This window comes from Saxibacter everestensis, from assembly GCF_025787225.1.
Taxonomy (GTDB): domain Bacteria; phylum Actinomycetota; class Actinomycetes; order Actinomycetales; family Brevibacteriaceae; genus Saxibacter; species Saxibacter everestensis.
In genome coordinates this window covers 1,136,047-1,157,793 of sequence record NZ_CP090958.1, presented here as the reverse complement: position 1 = coordinate 1,157,793, position 21,747 = coordinate 1,136,047, and the positions used below count along the sequence as shown (strand labels likewise).

Below are 21,747 nucleotides of genomic sequence, written 5' to 3'. Positions count from 1 at the left end.
TCGCCGGAAAGGGCCCGGCAGCACCAGCCGCCGGGCCTTTTCGGCCGTCAAAAGTTACAGCAGGTTCGGTTCGCCTGGGTGCATCACGGTCGGATCCAGGTCGTACTTCTCGGCGATCTTGTCGAGTTCGCCTGAGTCTCTGAGTTCCTGAATCAAGCTATCGATCGCTTTGCCGAGCTGCTCGTTGTCCTTGCCCACCGGGAAGTTCGTCTGACCCGCTTCCCTCGTGGCCGGTAGACGGTCGTCGGGCTTGAGCGGAGTCACCTTGAACCCTTCGATCTCGTGCTTCTTCAAATACTGCGCGCCGGCGATGTACCCGAGCACAGCGGCATCCACGCGGCCGGCCTTGATGTCTTCGAACAGGGCGTCGTCGTTCTGATAGATCTTGAGCTTGCCCCCGATAACCTTCTTGATATCGTCGACACCGATCAACCCCTGCCCCACTCCGACCTCGACGTCCTTGAGACCGTCGACAGTTTCGATACCTTCCTTCGACACAGTGGAGAACGGTGAGGTCACGACGGGCGCCGAGAGACGCACCTTCTCGGCACGTTCCTTCGTCCGGTACCACGAACCCAACGTGGTGTCGGCGCGACCGGTGGCCACCGAAGTGATCATTGCGGCCGAGTCGCCCTTGTTCACCTTCAGCGTCAGGCACTCGAGCTCGGCGAACTTCGTCAGGACGTCACCCTCGAGCCCGGTGAGTGTGCCCGGCTCTTCGGACATCGAGAACGGTACGTACTCGTACTGGGCGACGGTGAGAACTCCCTCTTCGAGAGTTTCAAGTCCTTCGTCCCGGGGCGTGCAATCCTCGGCCACCGCGTCCGGGGCACCCGGGGGCGCACCTCCGCATCCACCGAGGAAGAACAGCGCGGTCACGGCCACCGAGGTGATGGCGAGACTCCTTTTCATGATGACTCCTTTGTCAGTACGTGAGTGAGGTCAGGCCCGTTTGAGAGTTGTCCTGGCGACTCCCGGGAGTAGTGCTTTCAGTGCTAGTTTCTTCGACCGCCCTTTCTGGACTCCCATCCGCTTTTCCAGGTAGCCGGTGAGAATGGCGCCGGGAATCGTGATGCACAGGTAGAGCACGGCAGCTGCGGTGTAGACGGACATGTACTCGAAGGTGGCCGAACCGATGATTCCCGCACTCTGCATGATTTCCGGGACCGTGATCACCGTTGCCAGGGATGTCGCCTGGAAAATGATGATCGTGAGGTTGACCAACGGTGGAATGGAGATTCTTGACGCCTGCGGAATAACGATGAACCGGTAGGTGTCGAGCACGGGCATCGATAGCGAGTTCGCCGCCTCGACCTGTCCTTTCGGCACCGCATTGAGTCCGGCGCGGATCATCTCCGAGGAGTAGCCGGCGGCGGAGAACGTCAACGCTGCGAGCGCAGCCGAGAACGGATCCAGCAGCATTCCCAGTTGAGGCAGTCCCTGATAGAAGAGAAGCAAGAGCACCAGGATTGGTATGCCGCGGCCAAGTTCCACGATGACCAGCGCAACGTAGTTGACGATCTTCGATCGAGCCTCGACCATCAGGGCAAGAAAGAATCCCAGAATGTACCCGCCGAGGCAGGACAGACAGGTCATCACGATCGCCGTCCACAGGCCGGGTAGCAGCTCGGGAAGATGTTGTGGCCAGGTGTAAAGCCAGGAGAAGTCGTTCATGCTACTGCGTACCTCCTCGTGATCCGGGCGTGAATGTTTCTGGAGAACACCGCGATCGGCAGACTGAGCAGAAGGTAGATCAGGCCGGCGAATCCAAACATGTACAGGCCCTCAGCGTGGTACTGGGTCATGATGCCGGCGCGGAAGACGAGGTCGGTGACACCGATGGTCGAGACCAGGGCCGAATCCTTGAGCAGGCCGATGATCTGGGTGGCCACGGACGGGCTAACCGCCCTGAACAGTTGGGGGCCAACGACGAATCTGAGCGTCGAGGCCCGATCGAGATTCAAGGCGCCAGCGGCTTCCCACTGCCCTGCCGGAATGGCTTTCATCCCGCCGCGGTAGATCTCAGCCATATATGCGGTGGCGATCATCGACAGTGCGAGCAAGGATGCGGTGACGGGATTCAGGGTGATCCCGAGCCCGCCGACGCCGAAGAAGGCGATGAACAACCACACAAGTGTGGGGACACCGCGGACGACGTGGACGAATCCGTTGTAGATTCCGCGTATCGCGGCAAATCGACTCTGTGCCAGAGCCAGCAGCGGCACGGCGAGCACAATACCGATCGCCGCCGACCCGAAGGTCATCAGCACCGTCCATCCGGCGCCCAGGGCGATGTATCCGAATATCTCAGCCATGTCAGCGCCCCAGGACCGCGGACAGGAACTTCTGGGTACGGACATGTTCCGGGTTGGTCATGATCTGCTCCGGGCTGCCCTGTTCGATGATCGCTCCGTCGACCATGACGGCGACCTGGTTCGACACGTGCCGGGCGAATTCCATCTCGTGGGTGACAACGAGCATCGTCATGTTGTCGGCGGCGAGCTTGCGCATCACCTGCAGGATTTCCGCGCCGATCTCCGGGTCGAGACCCGAGGTTGGTTCGTCGAACAACATGAGCTCGGGGTCCATCGCCAAGGCGCGTGCGATAGCGATGCGCTGTTGCTGCCCGCCCGAACACTGGGCCGGGTAGGCATGGGCCTTGTTCTCGAGGCCGACCCGGGTGAGTTCTTCCATCGCCCGAGCCTCGGCCTCGGCCCGCGAGCGCCGGTGCACCCGCATTTGCGGAAGTGCCACGTTCTTCAGCGCGGTGAAATGCGGGAAGAGGTTGAACGACTGAAACACCATGCCGGTGTACTCTCGCACATTCCGGATCTTGGGCTTCGATGGCCGGCCGGAACCGAAGTCGATCTGCGCGTCACTGATCCGCAGACTCCCGCTATCGGGGACCTCCAGGAGGTTGATGCACCTGATGAAGGTCGATTTCCCGGCTCCCGAGGGCCCGATGATCGAGATCACTTCGCCCTTGGACACCGTGAGGGACACGTCGTCGATGGCCTTGTGGTCGCCGAACCGTTTGGTCAGTGACGTTGCTGAAACGAATGAACCATCCATTACCGTGGATCCTTCTTCATGAGTCAAGGACTGTGACAAAGGCAGAGACATACTCATCATTCCCTCAAAGCTGTTTGAACGTCCTGCGATAAAAATTCAGCCAGTTCTCACCCATGATCAGTCCGACTTCCCGGTCGTCGAACCCACGATCACGAAGGCATGCCTCGGCGTTCGGGAACTGGGATGGATCATCGAACCAGCCCAGTCGTGGCTGGGGTCCGGAGTTCGATTTCGACCCGGCCCCGTACTGCGTTTCCCTGGCCCAGCGTCCTTGGCGCATCCACTCGAGATACGCCATTCCACCTGTCTGATCGAAATCGGTTCCGATCCCGACGTGCTCGATCCCGATCCGGTCCACCGTCCAGGCGACGAGTTCGGACCACTTGTCCGGCGTGGTGTAATCGCCGACGATGTTCCGGTACACCGACAGGCCGATCACTCCCCCGTTGTCCTTGAGCGCATCGAGCACCTCGGTGGGCTTGTTCCTCGGGTGCGGTGCGAGTTCGGCCGGGTTCGAGTGGGTGATGGCGACTGGTTCGGCCGAATGGCGGATGGCGTCCATCGTCGTCGTGTTGCCGACGTGGGAGAGGTCGACGACCATTCCACAGCGGTTCATTTCGCGCACAACGTACTTGCCGTACCTGGTCAGGCCGGAGTCGTGCGGTTCGTAGCAGGACCCGCCGACATCGGACTGGATGTTGTAGGTCAGCTGGCCGACCCGGGTGCCCATCCTGGCGAAGAGTTCGACGTAGCCCAGCCGGCCCTGGAGGAAGGCGACGTTCTGGAATCCCAGCAGAATCGCGCACCGGCCGGAATCGGCGATCCGGGTGATGTCGTCGGCGGTGTAGGCGATCTCGACGACATCGGCATTGTCTTCGGCCATGTTCCGCCATTTGACGATCTGATCCATCGATTCGGTGGCGTCCTCCCAGAACCCGACGGTGACCGTGGCACAACCGACGTTTCCGGCGGCGAGCTCTTTCAGGGCGGGACGATTGTCCGGCCTCTCCTTCTCCAGCGGCGTACAGAGCAGACTGTCGACGTACAGCATTGCGCGTGTCCTTCGGTTGGTGGTTTCAGTGGGCCGCGATGAAATCGGTGATGTTCTGGTTGTCGAGTTCGTCGGGGTCGGTGAGGAGATGGAGTTCCTCACTGGTGAACTGTTTGGTGATCCGCTCCCCCGGTTTGATCACGTCGAGGACGGTCCCGCCGGTGTGCTGGCGAGAGATCGGGGTGTCGACGTCGAGGCCAGCGTTGGCGCGGTAGTAGATGTTCCAGAACGTCCTGGAATCCACCGTGCGCCCGTTGACGACGAAGTCGTACATCGCTTGCCGGTGCTCCTTCTTCAGGGTTTCCGGGTCGCTGCTGATCGCCACGGTTCCGGTGTGGGTCGGGGGCGTGACGGTTCGGTCCGGCGCGGTTCCGTTCGCGTCGGTGCCGGTTCCGTCCGCCTCGGCGAGGTCGAGGCTGATGCCGTACCGGCTCAGCTCCAGTTGCAGGCCGGCGAGCGCGTGATCGGCCACCGCGTTAACGATTTCGAATCGCTGCGGTGTGTCACCGGCATGCGAACCGAGCAGATTGACGAGGACATGACCGGTGGCCAGCAGGCTCTGCCCGTGATTGTCGATGACCAGCATCCCGTCAGCGTTGCTGTACGACGGAGCCCGCCAGGCCGGCGCCTTCCCGGTATCGGGGTCGATCGCGCTGATCAGCAGATCCCCGAACGCGGTTGCCGCCTGCAGGTCCGCCACCAGGCTGGTGACGACGAACTCCCGGCCACCGTGCCACGATCCCTGCGGCACGTTGAGTGCCTGATACGCCCGGCCGGCCATCAGCCGGAGCTCCCGGTACTTCATCTCGATCGTCTCGGTGTCGTGCGCCTCGGGTGGGGTGATCGGCGTCTGGATCGGCGTGAGCACCACCTTCGCGGCTGGCATCTCTCCCGTTGAGGTGGCGCCCATCTTGGCTGCCCCCGCCGCTGGCGCAATGTGCGCCGTCCGGGTGGAAACCGCCGGTTTCTCATACGACCACCACCAGGTCGAGTCGTCCGCCTCGGCGATCTCGTCCCGGTACGGGGCCGATTCGAAGATCAGACCGCGGACATCCCGGCCCATGTGGTCTTCGGTGCGGTCGAGGCCGTGGATGAAAGAGTTGACGAATCGGATCACCCACACCGGCACGAAATCCGTGTCGTGCGGATCGGCGTAGGCCGTGGCGTACGGCTTGTCCTTCAGTGAAAGCACCAGCCGGGTGATGTACTCGAGTTCGGGATGGTTCGACAGCAGGTCACCCAGCGTCGTTCCGTGCTCGGCGTGATCGATAGCCGACAGCAGTTCGCGCACGTACAGCGGGTAACTCTGGATGAGCTCGTGCGCCTCGGGAACTTCTTCCCGGGGGCCGGATCGCGGCTCCTCGGCGGCACGGGACTGGTACCAGACCCGGTCGCGGTTCTCGTCGTCGTTGAGCGGGAGGGAAAGCGCCCATTGGAAGCTGGTGGTGATGACCTCCCTGAGCGTGTTCAGCGGAGTCGTAGGGTCGAGTGCCAGATTCTCCTCGAAGTTGAGGTACTGCTCGGATATCTGCGCGCAGTAGTCCGGGACGAGTTCCATCAGCAGGGTGTTGAAGGAGTGAAGTGCTTCCTTGCTCACTTGAGCGCTCGCCTCACGGTGGATGGTCGCGAGTACGGTGTCACCGGCTGCCGGAATCACTTCTCCGCGGGCGGCGGCGCGGACTTTCGCGCGGATCCTTCTCAGGTCGGCCACGATCTCCATGTTGCTGGTGAAGAACCGGTAGGAGGTGGTGAGGAAGGATCGGTACCGGATCGTGCGGTTGAGGTGATCCTCCAGGGTGGTGAAGTCTTCTTTCGTTCCCAGTGTCTCGCTGCGGAGGACGTGGTCGACGACTTTGAGGTAGGCGGAAATATAGGAGTTGACCAGGATCGGCCGGTTGTAGAAGAGCATGGCCAGCCCGAGGGCTGAGCCGTTCCCGACGCCGATCAGGCGCTTGATTGACGGATCGATGCAGACCGCGGTGTCCGGGGCGTCGAGACGGGCGAGTTCTTCGACCAGGTCGACAGAAAGTTCCCGCATCAGGTATGCGGAGAGCATTTGTGCGTGGTACGAGGACTTCAGCGGGTGGTCCTTGCGGATGGCGGCGAAGGGGGTCGTACCGAAGGTGCCGTTGCCGTCGAGGCCGGTGTTGCGCATGATGTAGCCGACGTGCCGGAGGTCTTTGATGTCGGGCTGGTCGCCGCGTGCCAGAGCTGCCCGGACCGCGCGGAAGATCCTCAGGCTCTGGTTGGACCGGAACCACATCAGGGTGTTGGCGGTCGCACGGCCTTCGTATAGCCGCGGGAGTTCTTCTTCCGTCTCACGTACCTGTTCCGCGGTGGCCACTCCGTCGATCAGCGCCCCGATCATGTCCCAGCTGGTGCCGATGATCCGACCGGTCCGGTTCTTGTTCGACGGTTCACTCATAAACGCGAGGAAGGTGAGCGCCCCTTCCGGAGTGCTGATCGAATAGCGGGCCTGCCCGTTGCCGCGTCGGTCGATTTCGAAGACTTCGCGTTCGATCCGCCAGTTCTCCCGGATCATCTTGGACATGAAGCTCCGGGAGGCCGACAGCCTGGTCGGCTGCATTGCGCCGAGGTTCCTGGGATCCATCACGATCGCCGGATCGGAGTAGTAGGCGTTCTGGTTGTGTGCCACCTTGCGCATACACCTTTCGAATAATCGTCAATGATTATCTGACGTCGATCTACTTACTGTTGACATTTCGTTGAGCGTAGCAAAGCGTCGAGGGTATGAATAGGGGTCAACGGAATCTTTTTCGGACCCTCTGCGGGTTGGTGGGCATAGAAACGCCGGGTGCGCAGTGTTGAGGAGTTTGACGGGCTGGCCGCACGTTCATGCTGATCAAAGGCTCGGCGTAAGTGCGAGCGCGAGACTGATGGGGTTTGTTGGATGCCGGGAATGGCCGCGTTCCTCCGGGAAGTGACGTCGGCGTCTAAGCCAGGCGGTGCGGCAGATGAGCGCGGCGGTATCCCGGAGCATCTCTTGGGGTGCTAATGCTCGACGACCGCATGCTGACAGGCCGGCTGAGTTCCGAGCCCGATCGGCAGGTCGCTGTCGAAACTCCGGTCTCCTCGGATAGAGAGCTTTCGGGAACTTCGAGGCGAGGGAGGCACGGCCGATTTCCGGTTTCCCGTGGCCGCACGGTTCTCCTGTTTACGGGAACCGTGCAGTTCGCTTGCGCTCCGTCATAGCTGATTGAGAGGCGGCTCATGGCTCTGAGTATTGCCGGATCCTGTGGGGCAACTCTTCGCCGCTGACAACCACCTACTGGCTCATGATGCGACGACCGGCAATCCTCACGGTTACGTTAAGCGATCGAGACCAACCCGTCGCCTGATGGGTTGGACTCTGCAACGTCTGTTTTGCGGTCATCCCTGGTCTGCGCCAAACTGCTGCAGTGGCTTCCTTACAGACGGCAGACGAGATCACGACCACCCTTGAACGTTTGCACGGAAAACGGATCGTTCTCCTTCAGGTGCTCGGCATCAACTCCCTGAAGTCGCTCACGCCATCGGTGGACGTACTAGTTGGTGAGACCGTCGAAACAAGCGAGGCAGTCGATCGCGTCCTCACCCTGCGCACCGGCCGCCATCTCATCAGGTTCGACCTCCAGCGGACAGGCAAGGTAGTCTGGCTCAGGTCGAACGAGTCGTTCCACTTGGGAGCCGGATCGATGCCCACAGCCAGACTGATCACTGAGGAAGGCGCGATCGACCTGACCGAGCCCGCCAAGACAAAGCGGATCACGGTGACGGTCGATGATCGCTGAGAATGAAGCGAGTCGTCTGCGCGGTGATCGCCCCGAGAGACCCTCTGCCGAGTTACCCCGAGCCCAAAGGGTCATACCTAGTGAGGCAGGAGTAGCGATGAGCTGGCAGCCCCAAGACGTCGACAACCTGATGGTGTCGTCCAACTTCATTCGAGCGGTACGCGAGTTGGGCTACCTGAGCCTGTCGGCCGCACTCGCCGAACTGGTCGACAACTCCCTCCAAGCGGACGCGACTAGCGTTGCAATATCGCTCCACCGCCCCGAGGGTGCCACGCATCCCGAGATCGGGGTCCTCGACAACGGTTCAGGAATGAATCGGCGGGAACTTGAACAGTGCTTGCGCTTCGGAGGGTCGTCCCGCTTCGGCATGAGAGAGTCCTTCGGCCGGTTTGGCATGGGTCTCCCGGCTGCGTCGCTCAGCCAGGCCTGCCGCGTTGAGGTTGTCGCTTGGCAAGACAGTGCCTCGGCGCTGGAGGTAACACTCGATGTCAATGCGATCACCTCGGGCGAAGTGCCAGCCCTCAAGGCTCGTAACGTTGGGTCATCCGTCACATCCTCTGGGTGCCGAGTGACGTGGCGAGACTGCGACCGGATCGAGTACCGACGCCTTGGGTGGCTCGAGCGAACACTACGACGCGACTTTGGAAGGATGTACCGACGATACTTGACCGATGGTCTGACGCTGACCCTCAACGGGACGGCTATCGAGGCAGATGACCCATTGATGCTCGCGACCAAGGTCGAAGGGGCAAGCGCGACCGTCGCATTCGATCCAATGGAGTACGAACTCCACACCGCAGACGGCGGCTCGGCCTGTGTTCGAGTCCGCTTCACCTACCTGCCGGTCCACCGATGGCACGGCCTCGACAACCCAACGAAGCGACGCCTAGGTATCGTCGGTGGTGGTGGCGTATCGATTCTCCGCGCGGGCCGAGAGATAGCGCACGGGTGGCACCTCATGGGCGGAAAGCGCAAGGAGAACTACGACGACTGGTGGCGCTGCGAGATTGAGTTCGAGCCGGTGCTGGACGAGCATTTCGGTATCACAATTAACAAGCAGGGAATCCGTCCGTCAGCGAAACTACGCGAAGCTCTAGAACCGGAGCTCGAATCTATCGCCCGTCTGCTCAACGTGCGCGTACGGAAAGCCTTCGAGGATGTGAAGTTCCAGGCAGAAGCTCAAGCTTCATGTCGGATCGCCGAGGCAGCGGACCCAGACCAGCCCGTGCTACGCAACGGCCGTGGTCGTGGTGCGCACGGGCCGTTGCGCTACCGCATCAGCACAACACGCCTATCTTCCGGTGCCATGTTCAAGACAACTTTGGCGGCGAACAAGCTCGACGTACAACTTAACGTTGACCACCCGGCGTTCACGTCACTTTACCAACCGCTCCAGACGCTTACCGATAATGCGGCTACCGAACTTCGAACAGCCGTGGAACTACTCATCTTGGCGTTCGCCCGCAGCGCCGAGGCAAGCGCAGATCCAACCGACCCATTGGTAGCCGAGTGGGGCTCGACGTACGCGCGGATGCTGCAGAAGTCATGACCGAACCCAAGTACATTCCCCTCAACCTTCCCAGCGGTTCCCCTCGTGGCGAACGACGTGGCTACCTGCGCCTGTGCAAGCTGCTGGCGACGCAAACCCGGAGCGACCGAACAGGATTCACACACGGCCAGTGGGTGTCCGCCGCCGACCTTGGTGATCTCTACACCCAGCCGACGCTGGCCGCGGCCGCCCATGCCGCCATCGACCTGGTCGCCCAGGGATGGACTGTCAAGGTTGATCGTCTCGGCCCCTTGTTCTCGCCACCAGCAACCCATCGTGACCGTGACGCCGAGAAGGAGCGAATCCGGACGCAGGAGCACCTCCGCCGCGACGAGCAGTTGCGCAAGCCTAGCGTCCGCAGATTCGTGCAAGGCATGGAGCGAGCACACCAGCACGGCGATCAGTTGGTGTCGATCTTCGACCTCATGCGGGACGGATGTGAGCTATCGGACGCGATCAAGGCGGATCCAACGGGGCGGCAGGCTATCCGGCCCTACGTACAGATCGCTGATGACTCGATCTGCGAGCTCACTGGCTTCAAGCTCCAAAACATCTGGCGCTACTTCCGTCACACCTGGTCGAACGCCTACGCCACAGTACCGGGGCGGTCGATGCCAATGCTCGTACGCGACGCGTCCACACCCCACCACGCGGTCATCGGTCTCGCAGCCATCTCTAGCCCTGTGGTGCAGATCGCCGAGCGCGATACCTGGATGGGCTGGGAGACAGACCAATTCCTGCGGGATCTTCACACAAAGCCAAGTGAAGAGCTGGCCCGTTGGGTTGCGCACCGAATCCAAGTACAGCAGGCCGAAATCTACGTCGGTGACCTACTGACGGACGGTGTACTGCAACCGTCAGACCTGACCAAGCCGACAGAGGATGCAATCGCCCGACTCAAAGCCGATGCCGAACGTCACCGGCAGCGCCACCACCGTTCGGCGACGATTCGTGAAGTCCGCAATATCGAGCACGATGCCTGGATCGCCCGAGCTACGACGGACCTCTTCCGTAGCAAGCGATCAGCTGCGCTAGCCGAAGCGCTGGACATCCGAATGGTGCTTGGGGCATACCTGCTCCCAACACCAACTCTCGACGGTCTCAGGCAATCGCTCGACGACAGCCGCACCCGGGCCCGCCTTCGGCGACTGGCACGTCGCGCCCGTGGCGAACGAGTCGGCACCGTAATCGCTGACCTGACCGTGTGCGGTGCGATTGCGCCCTACAACACGCTCGCAGCAGGGAAACTCGTAGGCGCTCTCGCGGTATCGCCCACCGTTCTCGCCGCCTATAGCAAGAAGTACACGAGGCCGAGCGAGATCGCCTCAGCGATGGCAGGGCGCGCCATCGTTCGGGAAGCACGTCTCTCACTCGTTGCGACTACATCCCTCTACGGCACCGGTTCGAGCCAGTACAATCGGTTGTTCTGGCCGGCGGACGTGGTTGGCGGGAAACCGGACGCACGCGTGGGATTCTTCGAACTTGGACGGTCACGGTCCTTCGGCACTTCACACTTCACCGATACATCCGTCGAAGCACTGCTCAGGCTCTCAACGCTGAATGACTCGTCGGTCCGCGTCAACAGTCTGTTTGGGGAAGGTGTCAGTCCTCGACTCCGAAAGGTGCGTCTAGGCCTGGCCGCGCTCGGCTGGCCAACGAATGAACTCCTTAAGCACGGACGCGAGCGCATCCTCTACGGCGTCCCGCTCGTGAGCAACCTCCGCGATTACTCCCTCGGGATCGACAGCACACCCAATTACCTGATGGACGTGTCTCTGACGGATGGTGACACACGCATTTCGGAGTGGTGGCTCAACCGCTGGGCATTGCGTCGAGCTACCCAGCAGCACGTTCAGGAAGCGATGCGAAGCAACCGCTTGAGCCGGCCGGTGACCCATGGTGCGCGCGTGCCGCTGCCGAGTGAAGACGATGCAGCGCCACAGTCGTCTAGTGCGCAGGCACGCTAGCTACGACGCAAGTAGGTACCATTACGTCGTCGCGACCATCGAGATCACGAGACGATCAGGGTCGTCCGGATCGTGGCTTCGCCGGATTCCGGGGAACCGAACGCGCCGACCGGCCTAGAATGCTATGTCGGTCTCGACCGTGCGGACGAGCACCTCAGAGCGTGGCCCAATGAGGGTCTCAACGAACCAACTCATGGAGGCGTTCTGCCGAAGGCGTCACAAGATACTTCACGTTGTAATATCGGCTGGGGCATGCCTCGATCTCCTTGATGGACGAATAGCTCCAAAGTGCTGGCATCCTCGGCCACAGCCTCCGGATCCCGGGAAAGTCAGTCTCGAACCGAGCACCTTCCTCAGTCACTTGATGAACTCCAGGACCTCACGTGAAGCGTTAGGCAGGCTGCGCGCAATGATCAGGTCATCAACGAGCTTCACACGCTCGAAGGTATCCTGGGAGATGCGGTGCAGTTCCGCTGTCGGCGCGACGTCCGGCGTCAGCGGTCCATGCACCCCAATGAGCGCGCGCGCTCCGCTTTCCTTGGTGGCAAGGATGGGAACAGGCACCGATCCGATCCCGGTGACGTCAACGATCGCGTTTCGCTCGAAGTGCACCCCCTCCACTCCCGAGCGCTCTAGGTCCTCGTAGAGCCTGTCGGCGGATCGTTCAAGACGTTCCGGTGCCAATGTCGGCAGCGTGCCGTACAGGAGGTACCTCAGCAGGCTGGCACCGACATGGCGGTCGAGATGGGTGTGCTCGAATCGGTTCCGGAAGCTTCGCAGACAGCGGTAGCAGGACTCTTCACAGTCGGCGGGGCAGGTCTCGAGCCGTTCAAGTGCCAGGTCGAAGATCTCCCGTCCGAGTTCACTCACCTGCTGCGTGAAGCCCGCACCACCAGCCAACGTGTCATAGAGGTAGATCTCCGCCTCTCGCCCGTGCCCACCCCACGGCGTCAGCGCCGGTCGGAACTCGGCTTGCAGTTCATTGGCCTCGACCTCCAACCGCGCGGTCGCCGCGATGGTCAGGGCCTCTGCGACCGTTCGCAACGCAACCTGCGACGACAAGAACGATGGCCGTAAAGTTACCGGATTCGAGACCGTCATCCGAACGAGCAGCACGTCGGAGATGAAGTCCGTACCGAGCACCAGCCCTCGCGAAGCGTGGCCCCCAGGACACATGACGTCCTTCGGGTCAGTCGGAAAGGGCCTATGGTGACTGCCCGCAAGCAGCGGCGTTGGCATAGCCGTGGGCTCGATCAGACCACACCAGGTGCAGAACGTGTAGCCCTCGTTGCGCGGGCCCGTGTTGGACACAAGCAACGTCTGACGATCGAAGTTCTGCTGGATCCGATCAGTGACGTGCTGCCACAACTCGTCGCTGCCAGGGCCGTCTGCGATCAGCTTCGCTCGGGTTGCATAGGAGACCGCAGGTTGGTCGTCCGGGCTCGTACCAGCTGGCTCGTTCGTCCGGTGAGCGAAGCCGGGGGGACGCAGCCAGTTCATACCAGGCCCAAAGCGCTCGCCATCGCAGGCCGGACAGAAGTCTGTCCGACCACGGTCTGACTGCTCCCAGGGAATGTGTGTTGCGTAGTGGCAGTCCTGACATTCGAAGTACATGAGCCGGTCGCGCCAGGCGTCGGTCAGTTCCTTGCGCATCGGGGAGTAGAGTGCTCCCGATGTCCACTCGCGCTTATCCACCCACACGACCTTGCCCGGTGCGTACTGGCTAAGCGCGACGGTCAACCCCTGGCTCGGCGCGTACTGGAACACCGGACGATATGGCGTAGAGCGATCCTCATCGAAGATGTGGAAACTGGCGACGTCGGTCGGGAATGCGTAGCGCGGTAGGGCGCCCTTGTAGAGCAGCCGGTCGAGCAATTTGGTACGAGCGCGCTGGGAGCTGAGATCCTCGCCGCCGTCCTCGCCTGGTTCGTCATCAGCGGCGCCCTCAGTCCCCATGTCGTCGCTGATTGTCTCCGCGTCGTCAGCGGGAGGGGTCTCGGCTTCGGTCACCTGAGAACCGGCTGCCGACTCGATATCCAGGGCGCAGTCGATGCTCTTCAACGTTGTCTTGACGAGGCCGTTGAGCACCTCGTCGCGCGCGTCCCCGGCGATCTCGCTCGGCAGCCAATCGTCAACCTCAGCCCGCAGCGAACGCTCGTTCGATCCGAGCCACTTCTCAAAGTCGGTTCGGTTGAGCGTCGCACCGTCCGAGAGGAAGTCGGTGACAGAGCCCAGCACCTCGAACAGATTGGCCGGCATAGTACTCGGGTCGAACACTCGGACCCGATCTTGGTGGTAGCGCTGGAGCAAGAAGGCGGTGACGTGCCGCTTCGCGATATCGATGTTGCCCATCGTGAGAATCGGGTCAGCCACGTCACCGCTGATCATGTCCTTGGGCTCGCGGAAGTAATGGTCGTCGTGCGTATCGGCGCTTCCAAACGCAATGACGGTTGCCACGGCGTTGCCGCGACGGCCAGCTCGACCGGCGCGCTGCTGGTAGTTGGCACGGGATGGTGGCATGTTGCGTAACGCCACACCGCTTAGTGATCCGATGTCGATGCCGACCTCCATGGTGGTCGTGCAAGACAGTAGATCAATGGCCACCTCGAGTTGTTCGCCTGGCGCTGGCACAGTGATGTTGACGTCCTGGAAGAGGAGCTCGTACATCTCCGCCTTCGAGAAGACATCATCGGCCTGCGACAAGTTCAGTTGGGCGGTGTGCTCAGCCGCGACGATGCTCATCACCTCACCGGGCGGAGTCGCAAGCGCTCGCTTTGAGCTAGCGCGGTAGTAGCCCTTGCGAGCCTTGAAGACCTCGTCAGTGTCAGGGTCGAGCGGTCGAACCTTGTCCGCGCCGCACGAGATGCACTTTGCTTGGCCCGGGAACGGACGCTGGGTGAAGCGGCACTTGTCGCAGTAGCCCCAGGCGTCATCAAGTTCGAGCGCGACGGTCCGGGCCATCAGCTGGTATTTGTCGCCGACCTTCTGGCAGAACTTGGACTGCAATATCGGGAGCCACTCCTGCTCAAAGACCCTGCGAGCTTCGCGCGAAGGCAGCCACTTTGCCAGCTTGCCGAACTTACCGCTGACCGCCTGGACCTTGGTTCCCTTCCAGTCGTGGCTCATCGCCGAGAACCAGATGCCAGGACGCGTCCACAGCGAGAGCCACATGCGCATCAACGCGAGCTTCTCGTCCGGCGACATCGCAACACCGGGGATGTCAGCCAACTCGCTGAGCGCCTCGTCCCTGAGGTTGCCGCGCTCACGCAACGACGCCAGGCCGAGCGCCTGGAAGCTGTAGTACTGGCTGGTCAGGGTCGGGACGAGACTCCGCAGCAACGACTGTGGTGGAGGATCCTGAATCGAATAGAGCTGTATGAACTCGGAGACGTCGGTCAAGGCTCCCCGGTTGATGGACTGCGAGACCTGCGCGAAGGCTTGGAAGTTCTCCGTGCCGGTCAGTTCCGGGCGCAGGCGGACTCCGAGTAGCCTCGCCCCCACCATGGCGGCGAGATACAAGTTCTCCAGGCTCAGAGTTGGGCCGACCATTTGGTTCGAAAGCTCATGCCACCCCTTAAGGACGATGGGGCGAACAGCGTCACGCAGGGAGTAGTCCTGCACGTTCGGTGCAAGACGAGCGGCGACCTGGCGTGAGTCGGAGAAGGCCAGTACCTTACGACCTCGCAGCGGGGCGAAGTCGTCCCCTCGCTGAGGTCCTGGAGGCTGAACGTCGAGCTGACGGCTAACTAACGCCTGGAAAGGCTGATCGCCCTTGGTCTGGTGGTCCTGGACGCTGGATCGACCGAAGTTGGCCGACTCACCACAAACACCGCACGGCACGAACTCACCAGTGACCTCGGCCTTCGTCGAGTCGCCGTCGTCGCTGTCTTTCTGCTGCTCTCCCTGGCGCGGGTAGCGGAGCCACACGGTGCGCCATCGCTCGCCTAAGTCGTGGGGGTTCAGGCGGCCGGTAACGAGGTCGAGTTCCTTTAACTCAGCGTTTCCTACCTCCTCGGACGGCTCCTCAAGCAGCAGGTCGATGGGTTGCAACTCGACAACGGGCCCAGTCGCCGTGTTGAACGCCTTCCCCGGCTCCTGCCAGAGAAACGATGGGTTCACGATGTCGTCGGTGTAGGCGCGGGCGTATGCCGTCCCGCACTGACGGCAAGTGAACAGTTCGAAGACACGTGATCCGCAATCGCAGGTGGCCCGCGGCTGGCCGTACATCGCGCCGATGGGGCCTGGCGGTATACCGTCGCGACCCACGGCGCAGCCGGGATCGAGGCAGGCCCAGAGTCCTGGCAGTCCACGGAAAAAGGCATGCACACGACACGGCAAAAGGCCGGCCTCGTCAGGCTTGAGGCGGGCAGCACTGGCAAGCGAGATGAGTGTCGATACTGCTCGATCGGCTAGTTCGGCCTTCGCACCTGGGAACACCAGCGACCCCAAATCGCTGACCGGGAGAGCCTTCTTCATCGTCTCGTTGACGAGCTTTGCAAGCGGTGGGAAGTCGCGGAGCGCCTGATACAGCACCGCGCTCGACGTCGTTCCTGAATCGGCCGTGGTGTTGCGGTGATCGAGCAAGCTGACGACGGCATCAAGCCGTGCGGCATCGTCCTCGGCCCGGTAGTACTGGTCCATCGGGATGCCCGCGAGCATGGCGGCATCTGCCACCGATCCCACCGCCTCGGGTTTGCGAAGGGCGAGAGTGCCGACAACGGCATCGAAGTCATCGACGTCCTTGCCGGTGAGTTGGGCGGCAAAGGCTCGGGCGTATTCGGTGTCCGAGAAGCTCGCGCTTGTGGCGATGACTTGGACTCGCTCGGCCGGGATACCAAGCCGTGCCCGCAGTCGCCTCATGAGGAGGGCAACTTCTGCGCCAGCCGCACCCCGGTAAAGGTGCGCTTCGTCGATGATCAGGAAGAACTTCTCGCTGGGGTTTTCCTGTAGCCACTGCCTCGTGGCGTCAAAGATGGGCCGCTCCAACGGCCGCATCAGCATGTACTCCAGCATCGAGTAGTTGGTGATGAGAACGTCAGGTGGCCAATTGAGCACTTCGTGACGTGTGAGGAGTTCCGGGTCGTCAGGCAGCATCACTGCCCGCTGGAACTCGCCCGTCTGCGGGTTCTGCCAGCGCTGCCCGCTGGAGCCGTACCACGCCTTGAGGTCAGGCTTCGCCGGCCACTTTCCACGCGCCTTGAGCTCCTTGATCAGTTGACGGGCCCGCTTCTGCCGACTCGACCCGCCGTTCGCAGCCTCATCGATGAGGGCGATGTAATATTTCTCAAGCGACTTGAGTTTGACCTGGTCCTTTTTGGCGCTGCGCACACCTGGATAGAGCGTGCGACTGGTGTAGCGCGCGAACCGCGCGGGACGACCAGCCCAGATGTCGAACTGCGCCGTCACGCGGTCATCGCCAAGCAAGAGTCGCAGACGGCCAAGCTGGTCGTTGACCAGGGCGTTCATCGGGTAAAGGACAAGAGCGCGCACGGCGGGCGTGCCGAAAGACCCCGGCCGGTTTGCCGCCTCCTCCGCCAGCTTCGCAAGCATGGGCAGGAGGAAAGTCTCCGTCTTGCCCGAGCCGGTACCGGTGGTGACGACCAGGCTCCGACCGTCGCGCGCAGTAGCTTCAAGCGCGGTCGCCTGATGTGTGTACGGCGGGTCGAACAGTAGTGGTTTCACACCGCCCGACGTGGACGTCAGGACCGAGAAGAGCTGATGAACAGCGGGGTCGAGTTCTAGGTCCGCAAAGTGCTTGCCGGGTGTGTAGCGCGGGGTACTCTCCAAGAATGGCGCCCGATAGGTGTTGCCCTCCTCATCGAGTAGCAACTGCCGCTGGCGGATCAGCGACGGGTGTCCGACGTGGTATGTCGCCTCTATGTACTCCCGGAGAGCTGTCCGAATCTCGTCGATCGTCTCCGCGATCGTGAGCGCACGCGCTGTCATGTTTCCTGCACTTCCTCAGCAATTTGCATCCACAATGAATTGAACAAGAACTCCCTGACGTTGCCCTGAGCGCCGTCAGAAACACGGTAGGAGAACAACGACCCCTGAGACTTCGCGACAGGCAGGCCGGTCAGGTCGAGATACCGCTCGGCCCACGACGGCAGAGGACCGAAGAAGTCGAAGATGTAGCCCCCGTCCGGCTGGCCGGTCGGCCGGACCCGGAAGACCTGGGCGCTGCCTCGTTCGGCGTCGAGCGCGGCCTGCAGTCGGCGAGCCTCGTCCCACCCTGGGGCGACCGTTGAGTCGACTGGCAAGTCCAGCACAGCCTGAGGTACGCCGTCTCCGAGTTCCACCGCACACCAGACCGCCGCACCGTACGCCTGCGGGCGTCGGCCGACGAACAGGCCCTGATCGGTCAGAGCCGGCTCCCGCCATCGACCCTTGTAGTAGCGCACCGGTGCCGCCGCGTCGATGAGCGTCAACCCACTGATCTGACCTGGCGTCTGCGATGCTGCAAGTCGCTCTCGAGCTTCCTTAACAACCGTAGCTGCCTTATCATGGCGGGGTGCCTTGGTCCACTGCTCTCGCGTCAGTCGATGAAGGCCAGCTGCCGCCAGCACCTCTCTAGCTTCGCCGGGATCGAGCACCACCGAACGGGTGTGGGACTCATAGGTCACCGCCCTGCCGAGCCGTTCCTCATCAACAATCGGCCCGGCATTCGGTCGGATGCCAACTAGGAGGAAGTGGCCCTGCTGCTTCTCTACGTACGAAGGCGGGCCAAGGAAGAGTAACCGTGCCCGACCGCCGCTAGGACGGAGTTCTAGCAAGTCACCTGCACTAACCAGTACGTCGAGCGTCTCATTGACCTCATGCCGCTTCAAGCCAGGAATCAAGGGCATCAGGACATCCAGTACTGAGTCGACAATCTGACGTGGGGACGCCGGACACAAGAAGGACGCGGCGCGGCGCAGAGACGCGCAGATAGCTTCCGTCGAGAAAAGATCGACGGCGCTCTCATCGAGACCGAGGACGCCAGCCGTGAGTAGAGCCATCTCGTCGCGATTCACTCGCTGGATGCTCATCCCACACCTCCCGTTATTTCCTCTATCGTGCCCAGGACCGCGAACCGAGCGGCGCGTATCAGAACGGGGTCGGTCAGGACGCAGCGTAGATACCGATTGCGTTCCGTCTCGTCCCAGTCGAGCAGGTCGCCAGGAGAGCTAGCCAGTTGCAGAAGGAGGCGGGAACCCTTCATTGTGTTCGTTATACCTGCTGCCTCCATCAGGCCAGAGACCGCGCCGCCAAAGCCCTGGATAAGGACTTCGGGAGTACTCCAGCGCCACAAGTTGTCCGCGATCGCGTGCGCCGCTTTGCGTTGCGACGGGGAATCGCCCACAAGCGTCTGGGCCCGGTTGAGATCAATGTCGTCGACCGCTAGGCCGACGACCCTATGCTCGAAGGTTGCCCACTGCCCTGGGGCCAGCATGACTGCCGTGGCGGTCGTGATCGCATCGAGCACAAGCTGACGCTCATGTGCGCCGAACGGGTGAGCGGGCAGTTCCGCATCCTTCCACATACGATGGTGCTGGATGAGCGTACTCACCTCTGCGAGCGACTTCTGAGCGGTCGGTATCGAAGGCCGCACGACCCCGAGCCGGAGTAGCTGGTTCGGCTCGGGCGGAACAATCTGACCGACTACCTGTTCGCCGTTGGTAGCCCACAGCAGGCCACCACGGGGCGGAGCGACGAACACTTGATCGGATGGCCGCTCTTCCGCAGTCAGCGGACGCTCCACCGAAAAAAACTTGATCGAGACCGAGTTGGCGTCCGTTCGATCTATCAAACGGGCGACGTAATCGCCCTCGCGGTGCCGAGCGGACAGTACCCATCGGAGCCCTCGGAAGCCACGCTCGCACGACACCGTTGCGAAGCCAATGCCCGCCCGGCTCACTGCCAAGTGGGCAACGTCGGCTTCATCGTAATGCTTGGCGAGATCAGGCACATGGCGAAGCTGGCTGAACAACCGTCGCCAATCATTCCCTGTGATCGGAAGCCGTAGGCTCCGCTGGAACGAACTTAGTTCGATACCGTAGCCGTCGCACAGTGTGATTCTCAGGTCGGCGATCGTCCCGTCCGGACCATCGAGTTCGACCACCGCGTGGCCGTCCCAAAGCTCAGGCAGGCTCGGCTGGGCAGGCAGTGTGCGCAACCGGAGGCCTTCGCCGGCGGTGGAACCCTCGTCGTGCACCTGCGGGTCGCGGATCGTCGCGACCAGGGATCCCTCGGCCTTGCGGCCATCACCATCGGGATCCCCGATAGAGACAACAATCTCGTGGGTGCCGACTTCGAGGCCGTCGAGGATCAGGAATACCTCGGTCTCATGCGTCGGCCACTCTACATAGTGCGGCTCTCCGTTGATCGACAGCCGTGCCTTCGGCGGAGAGTGCTGAGCATGGACCGCGATCAGCGCGGGCTCTCCCGCGAGCCACTCGACAGCGCCTTCGCCATCCCAACTGCTCGCTACCACACCCACAGGTCTGATGCTGACATCGGAAACAACCGACAGTCCAGCCAACACCAGGGCTTTCGCATCTATCTCACTGAGCACAGTGGGCACGGCAAGATCGTACGCACTGACGCCCTCGACCGCGACGTCAGCCGCCTGACACCAGGCGACGTCCGGCGGCGCCAACTCCGTCGCGCCGACGATGCAGTACCGAACGCCAGGGCGAACAAACTTACCTTTCACTTCAACTCCGGGCTCGCCGGGCGCACGCCGGAACACCCACCACGGTCCGCTCGTGATCCGGCACTGATCCGCGATAAGCAGATTGACTTCCTGCGACGCACGCTGGAGCCGCAGGAACGGCTCCGTCGGCGCAGGCCAAGAACTGAACTCCACCGGCGCGGTGGCGAACAACAGGCCACCCGTTGGGATGACCTGACGAGCACCTGCGACGACGGCGCGGTACTTGCGCAGTTCGTCGTAGACGATCGGAAGGGTGTGTTGGAGTGACTTGAGATCGGGCAGGACGGCGTAGGCCTTCCAGACCCCACCTTCGCGCTTGACCTGCAGCTTGGGATCGGTCGCAGCGGGGAGGCGCTTCTGCTGTCGATCTCCCTGTCTGCCCGCTCGGGCTGCTGGCCTGAAGTTGTGTGTCCGCACGGTGCTGGCCGAGCGGCGAGCGTCATGCAACCAGCGTCGCGACTGTCGTTCGCTGTTGAGACTCTCGACCAGGCGCGCCAGGGTGGTCGAGGCAATGTAGGGCGAATCCTCATCTTCCCCGGAGAGCAGCAGCGCCACAGCGACATGACCGACAAGCGCGGTGTTCTGACAGAACTTCTCTAGGCGGTCACTGTAGCGCCGCGACCACGAGTGCAGCCGCACACCGAGTTCGTGCGGGTCATCGAGAAACTCAGGCCACCCAGTACGGTAGTCGGACAACATCTTCGCGAGTTGGACCTGGAGATAGCGAGGCAGCACCGCGTGCGTGATTGGCCACGCGATCTTCCTGAAGGTGTTGGCCCAAGCGCCCTGCGGGATTGCTCCGCCGTACTCCCGCGCGAACTTCCGGAACCAGGTACGAATGCGATCGCGCTCGTACTCGCTGTCGACCCAACCCTGTGTCGCCTTGGCGTAGATAGGCCAGTACTCGCCCCCGTCGTAGATGTAGCCCACCTCAGCGGCGTGGACAACGAACGGCAACCACGAGTGTCCGCTTGCCCGAGCGTGTAGCCCTTCCCGATGGGCCGACCGCACAGCCTCCTGGAGTAGTTCCAGGTCATTATCTGTGAGCCTGTGCTCCAGCGCGAAGACCGGCGCTGGAGGGTCGAGCAACTGGCGACGCTTGTACAGCGCACTGAAGTGGACGTCGAGTTCACCGTGGAGGTACTCCAACGTCTCCGAGGTGCTCGCGCGAGAGACTTCAGCCATCGTGGTGTTCCCTTACGTCGATCCGATCAACTCGTCATTAAATCGATCACAGTCTGGCTGAGGCTACCGACAGATTCGCAACAATTTGCAGGTGCAGACTGGATTTTGCCGACATCCAACGATCCTATCGGAACCCTTCAAATCACCTGTCGATAGGGCGCTCCGGTATCGATAGCTCGAACTGCGGCGTGGCACAGGCATAGGCACGTCGAACCTACGCCGGCTGGACGGGCGAGCGGTCGGCACCGCTCAGGGGACCAGAAAGATGCTCCCGGAAATGACGAGGCCCTGGTGAGAAACATGCTCTCACCAGGGCTTTCGGTCGGGCTGACAGGATTTGAACCTGCGACCCCTTGACCCCCAGTCAAGTGCGCTACCAAGCTGCGCTACAGCCCGATGGTCGCCGCTCGCACGGCAAACCAACCTGGACTAGCGTA

The 21,747-nt window shown here is 62.1% G+C and carries 12 protein-coding genes and 1 tRNA gene; 3 read left to right on the top strand and 10 right to left on the bottom strand.

Annotation, left to right across the window (positions count from 1 at the left end):
* Positions 1 to 54: 54 nt before the first annotated feature.
* From LWF01_RS05585 to LWF01_RS05560, 6 genes are all read right to left on the bottom strand, one after another.
* Positions 55 to 912 (bottom strand): substrate-binding periplasmic protein, encoded by an 858-nt coding sequence (locus LWF01_RS05585; RefSeq protein WP_349640054.1) that lies wholly within the window; start codon positions 910 to 912, stop codon positions 55 to 57.
* 30 nt (positions 913 to 942) lie between these two features.
* Positions 943 to 1,674, bottom strand: coding sequence for an amino acid ABC transporter permease (locus tag LWF01_RS05580; protein ID WP_349640053.1), 732 nt, complete (start codon positions 1,672 to 1,674; stop codon positions 943 to 945).
* Positions 1,671 to 2,315, bottom strand: coding sequence for an amino acid ABC transporter permease (locus LWF01_RS05575; RefSeq protein WP_349640052.1), 645 nt, complete (start codon positions 2,313 to 2,315; stop codon positions 1,671 to 1,673). Before LWF01_RS05575 ends, LWF01_RS05580 begins: the two co-directional genes overlap by 4 nt.
* A 1-nt stretch (position 2,316) precedes the next feature.
* Complete coding sequence (locus LWF01_RS05570; RefSeq protein ID WP_349640051.1) at positions 2,317 to 3,072, bottom strand: amino acid ABC transporter ATP-binding protein; 756 nt, start codon at positions 3,070 to 3,072, stop codon at positions 2,317 to 2,319.
* A gap of 64 nt (positions 3,073 to 3,136) precedes the next feature.
* Positions 3,137 to 4,123, bottom strand: a complete 987-nt coding sequence (locus LWF01_RS05565; RefSeq protein WP_349640050.1) for a dipeptidase — start codon at positions 4,121 to 4,123, stop codon at positions 3,137 to 3,139.
* A gap of 25 nt (positions 4,124 to 4,148) precedes the next feature.
* Positions 4,149 to 6,779 (bottom strand): hypothetical protein, encoded by a 2,631-nt coding sequence (locus LWF01_RS05560; RefSeq protein WP_349640049.1) that lies wholly within the window; start codon positions 6,777 to 6,779, stop codon positions 4,149 to 4,151.
* A 763-nt stretch (positions 6,780 to 7,542) separates the two neighbouring features.
* Here LWF01_RS05560 and LWF01_RS05555 point away from each other — a divergent pair.
* The 3 genes from LWF01_RS05555 (at position 7,543) to LWF01_RS05545 (ending at position 11,430) form a co-directional block, all read left to right on the top strand.
* Positions 7,543 to 7,914: a hypothetical protein gene (locus LWF01_RS05555; protein WP_349640048.1), complete on the top strand. Its 372-nt coding sequence runs from the start codon at positions 7,543 to 7,545 to the stop codon at positions 7,912 to 7,914.
* 97 nt (positions 7,915 to 8,011) lie between these two features.
* Complete coding sequence (locus tag LWF01_RS05550; RefSeq protein ID WP_349640047.1) at positions 8,012 to 9,463, top strand: ATP-binding protein; 1,452 nt, start codon at positions 8,012 to 8,014, stop codon at positions 9,461 to 9,463.
* Positions 9,460 to 11,430, top strand: coding sequence for a Druantia anti-phage system protein DruA (locus tag LWF01_RS05545; RefSeq protein WP_349640046.1), 1,971 nt, complete (start codon positions 9,460 to 9,462; stop codon positions 11,428 to 11,430). The genes LWF01_RS05550 and LWF01_RS05545 overlap by 4 nt, the downstream gene beginning before the upstream one ends.
* Before the next feature lie 357 nt (positions 11,431 to 11,787).
* On the opposite strand, the gene LWF01_RS05540 is transcribed toward LWF01_RS05545, so the two are convergent.
* The 4 genes from LWF01_RS05540 to LWF01_RS05525 all read right to left on the bottom strand — a co-directional run bounded on the left by LWF01_RS05540 (position 11,788) and on the right by LWF01_RS05525 (position 21,706).
* Positions 11,788 to 17,376 (bottom strand): DEAD/DEAH box helicase, encoded by a 5,589-nt coding sequence (locus tag LWF01_RS05540; RefSeq protein ID WP_349640045.1) that lies wholly within the window; start codon positions 17,374 to 17,376, stop codon positions 11,788 to 11,790.
* Positions 17,373 to 18,458: a hypothetical protein gene (locus tag LWF01_RS05535; RefSeq protein WP_349640044.1), complete on the bottom strand. Its 1,086-nt coding sequence runs from the start codon at positions 18,456 to 18,458 to the stop codon at positions 17,373 to 17,375. Before LWF01_RS05535 ends, LWF01_RS05540 begins: the two co-directional genes overlap by 4 nt.
* Complete coding sequence (locus LWF01_RS05530) at positions 18,455 to 21,310, bottom strand: hypothetical protein (protein ID WP_349640043.1); 2,856 nt, start codon at positions 21,308 to 21,310, stop codon at positions 18,455 to 18,457. The genes LWF01_RS05535 and LWF01_RS05530 overlap by 4 nt, the downstream gene beginning before the upstream one ends.
* 322 nt (positions 21,311 to 21,632) lie before the next feature.
* Positions 21,633 to 21,706, bottom strand: a tRNA-Pro gene (locus LWF01_RS05525).
* Positions 21,707 to 21,747: the final 41 nt, after the last annotated feature.

Bases quoted from the DNA above. Each gene is read 5' to 3' on its own strand.
- LWF01_RS05585 (WP_349640054.1), bottom strand. From the start codon at position 912: ATGAAAAGGAGTCTCGCCATCACCTCGGTGGCCGTGACCGCGCTGTTC.
- LWF01_RS05580 (WP_349640053.1), bottom strand. From the start codon at position 1,674: ATGAACGACTTCTCCTGGCTTTACACCTGGCCACAACATCTTCCCGAG.
- LWF01_RS05575 (WP_349640052.1), bottom strand. From the start codon at position 2,315: ATGGCTGAGATATTCGGATACATCGCCCTGGGCGCCGGATGGACGGTG.
- LWF01_RS05570 (WP_349640051.1), bottom strand. From the start codon at position 3,072: ATGGATGGTTCATTCGTTTCAGCAACGTCACTGACCAAACGGTTCGGC.
- LWF01_RS05565 (WP_349640050.1), bottom strand. From the start codon at position 4,123: ATGCTGTACGTCGACAGTCTGCTCTGTACGCCGCTGGAGAAGGAGAGG.
- LWF01_RS05550 (WP_349640047.1), top strand. From the start codon at position 8,012: ATGAGCTGGCAGCCCCAAGACGTCGACAACCTGATGGTGTCGTCCAAC.
- LWF01_RS05545 (WP_349640046.1), top strand. From the start codon at position 9,460: ATGACCGAACCCAAGTACATTCCCCTCAACCTTCCCAGCGGTTCCCCT.
- LWF01_RS05540 (WP_349640045.1), bottom strand. From the start codon at position 17,376: ATGACAGCGCGTGCGCTCACGATCGCGGAGACGATCGACGAGATTCGG.
- LWF01_RS05535 (WP_349640044.1), bottom strand. From the start codon at position 18,458: ATGAGCATCCAGCGAGTGAATCGCGACGAGATGGCTCTACTCACGGCT.
- LWF01_RS05530 (WP_349640043.1), bottom strand. From the start codon at position 21,310: ATGGCTGAAGTCTCTCGCGCGAGCACCTCGGAGACGTTGGAGTACCTC.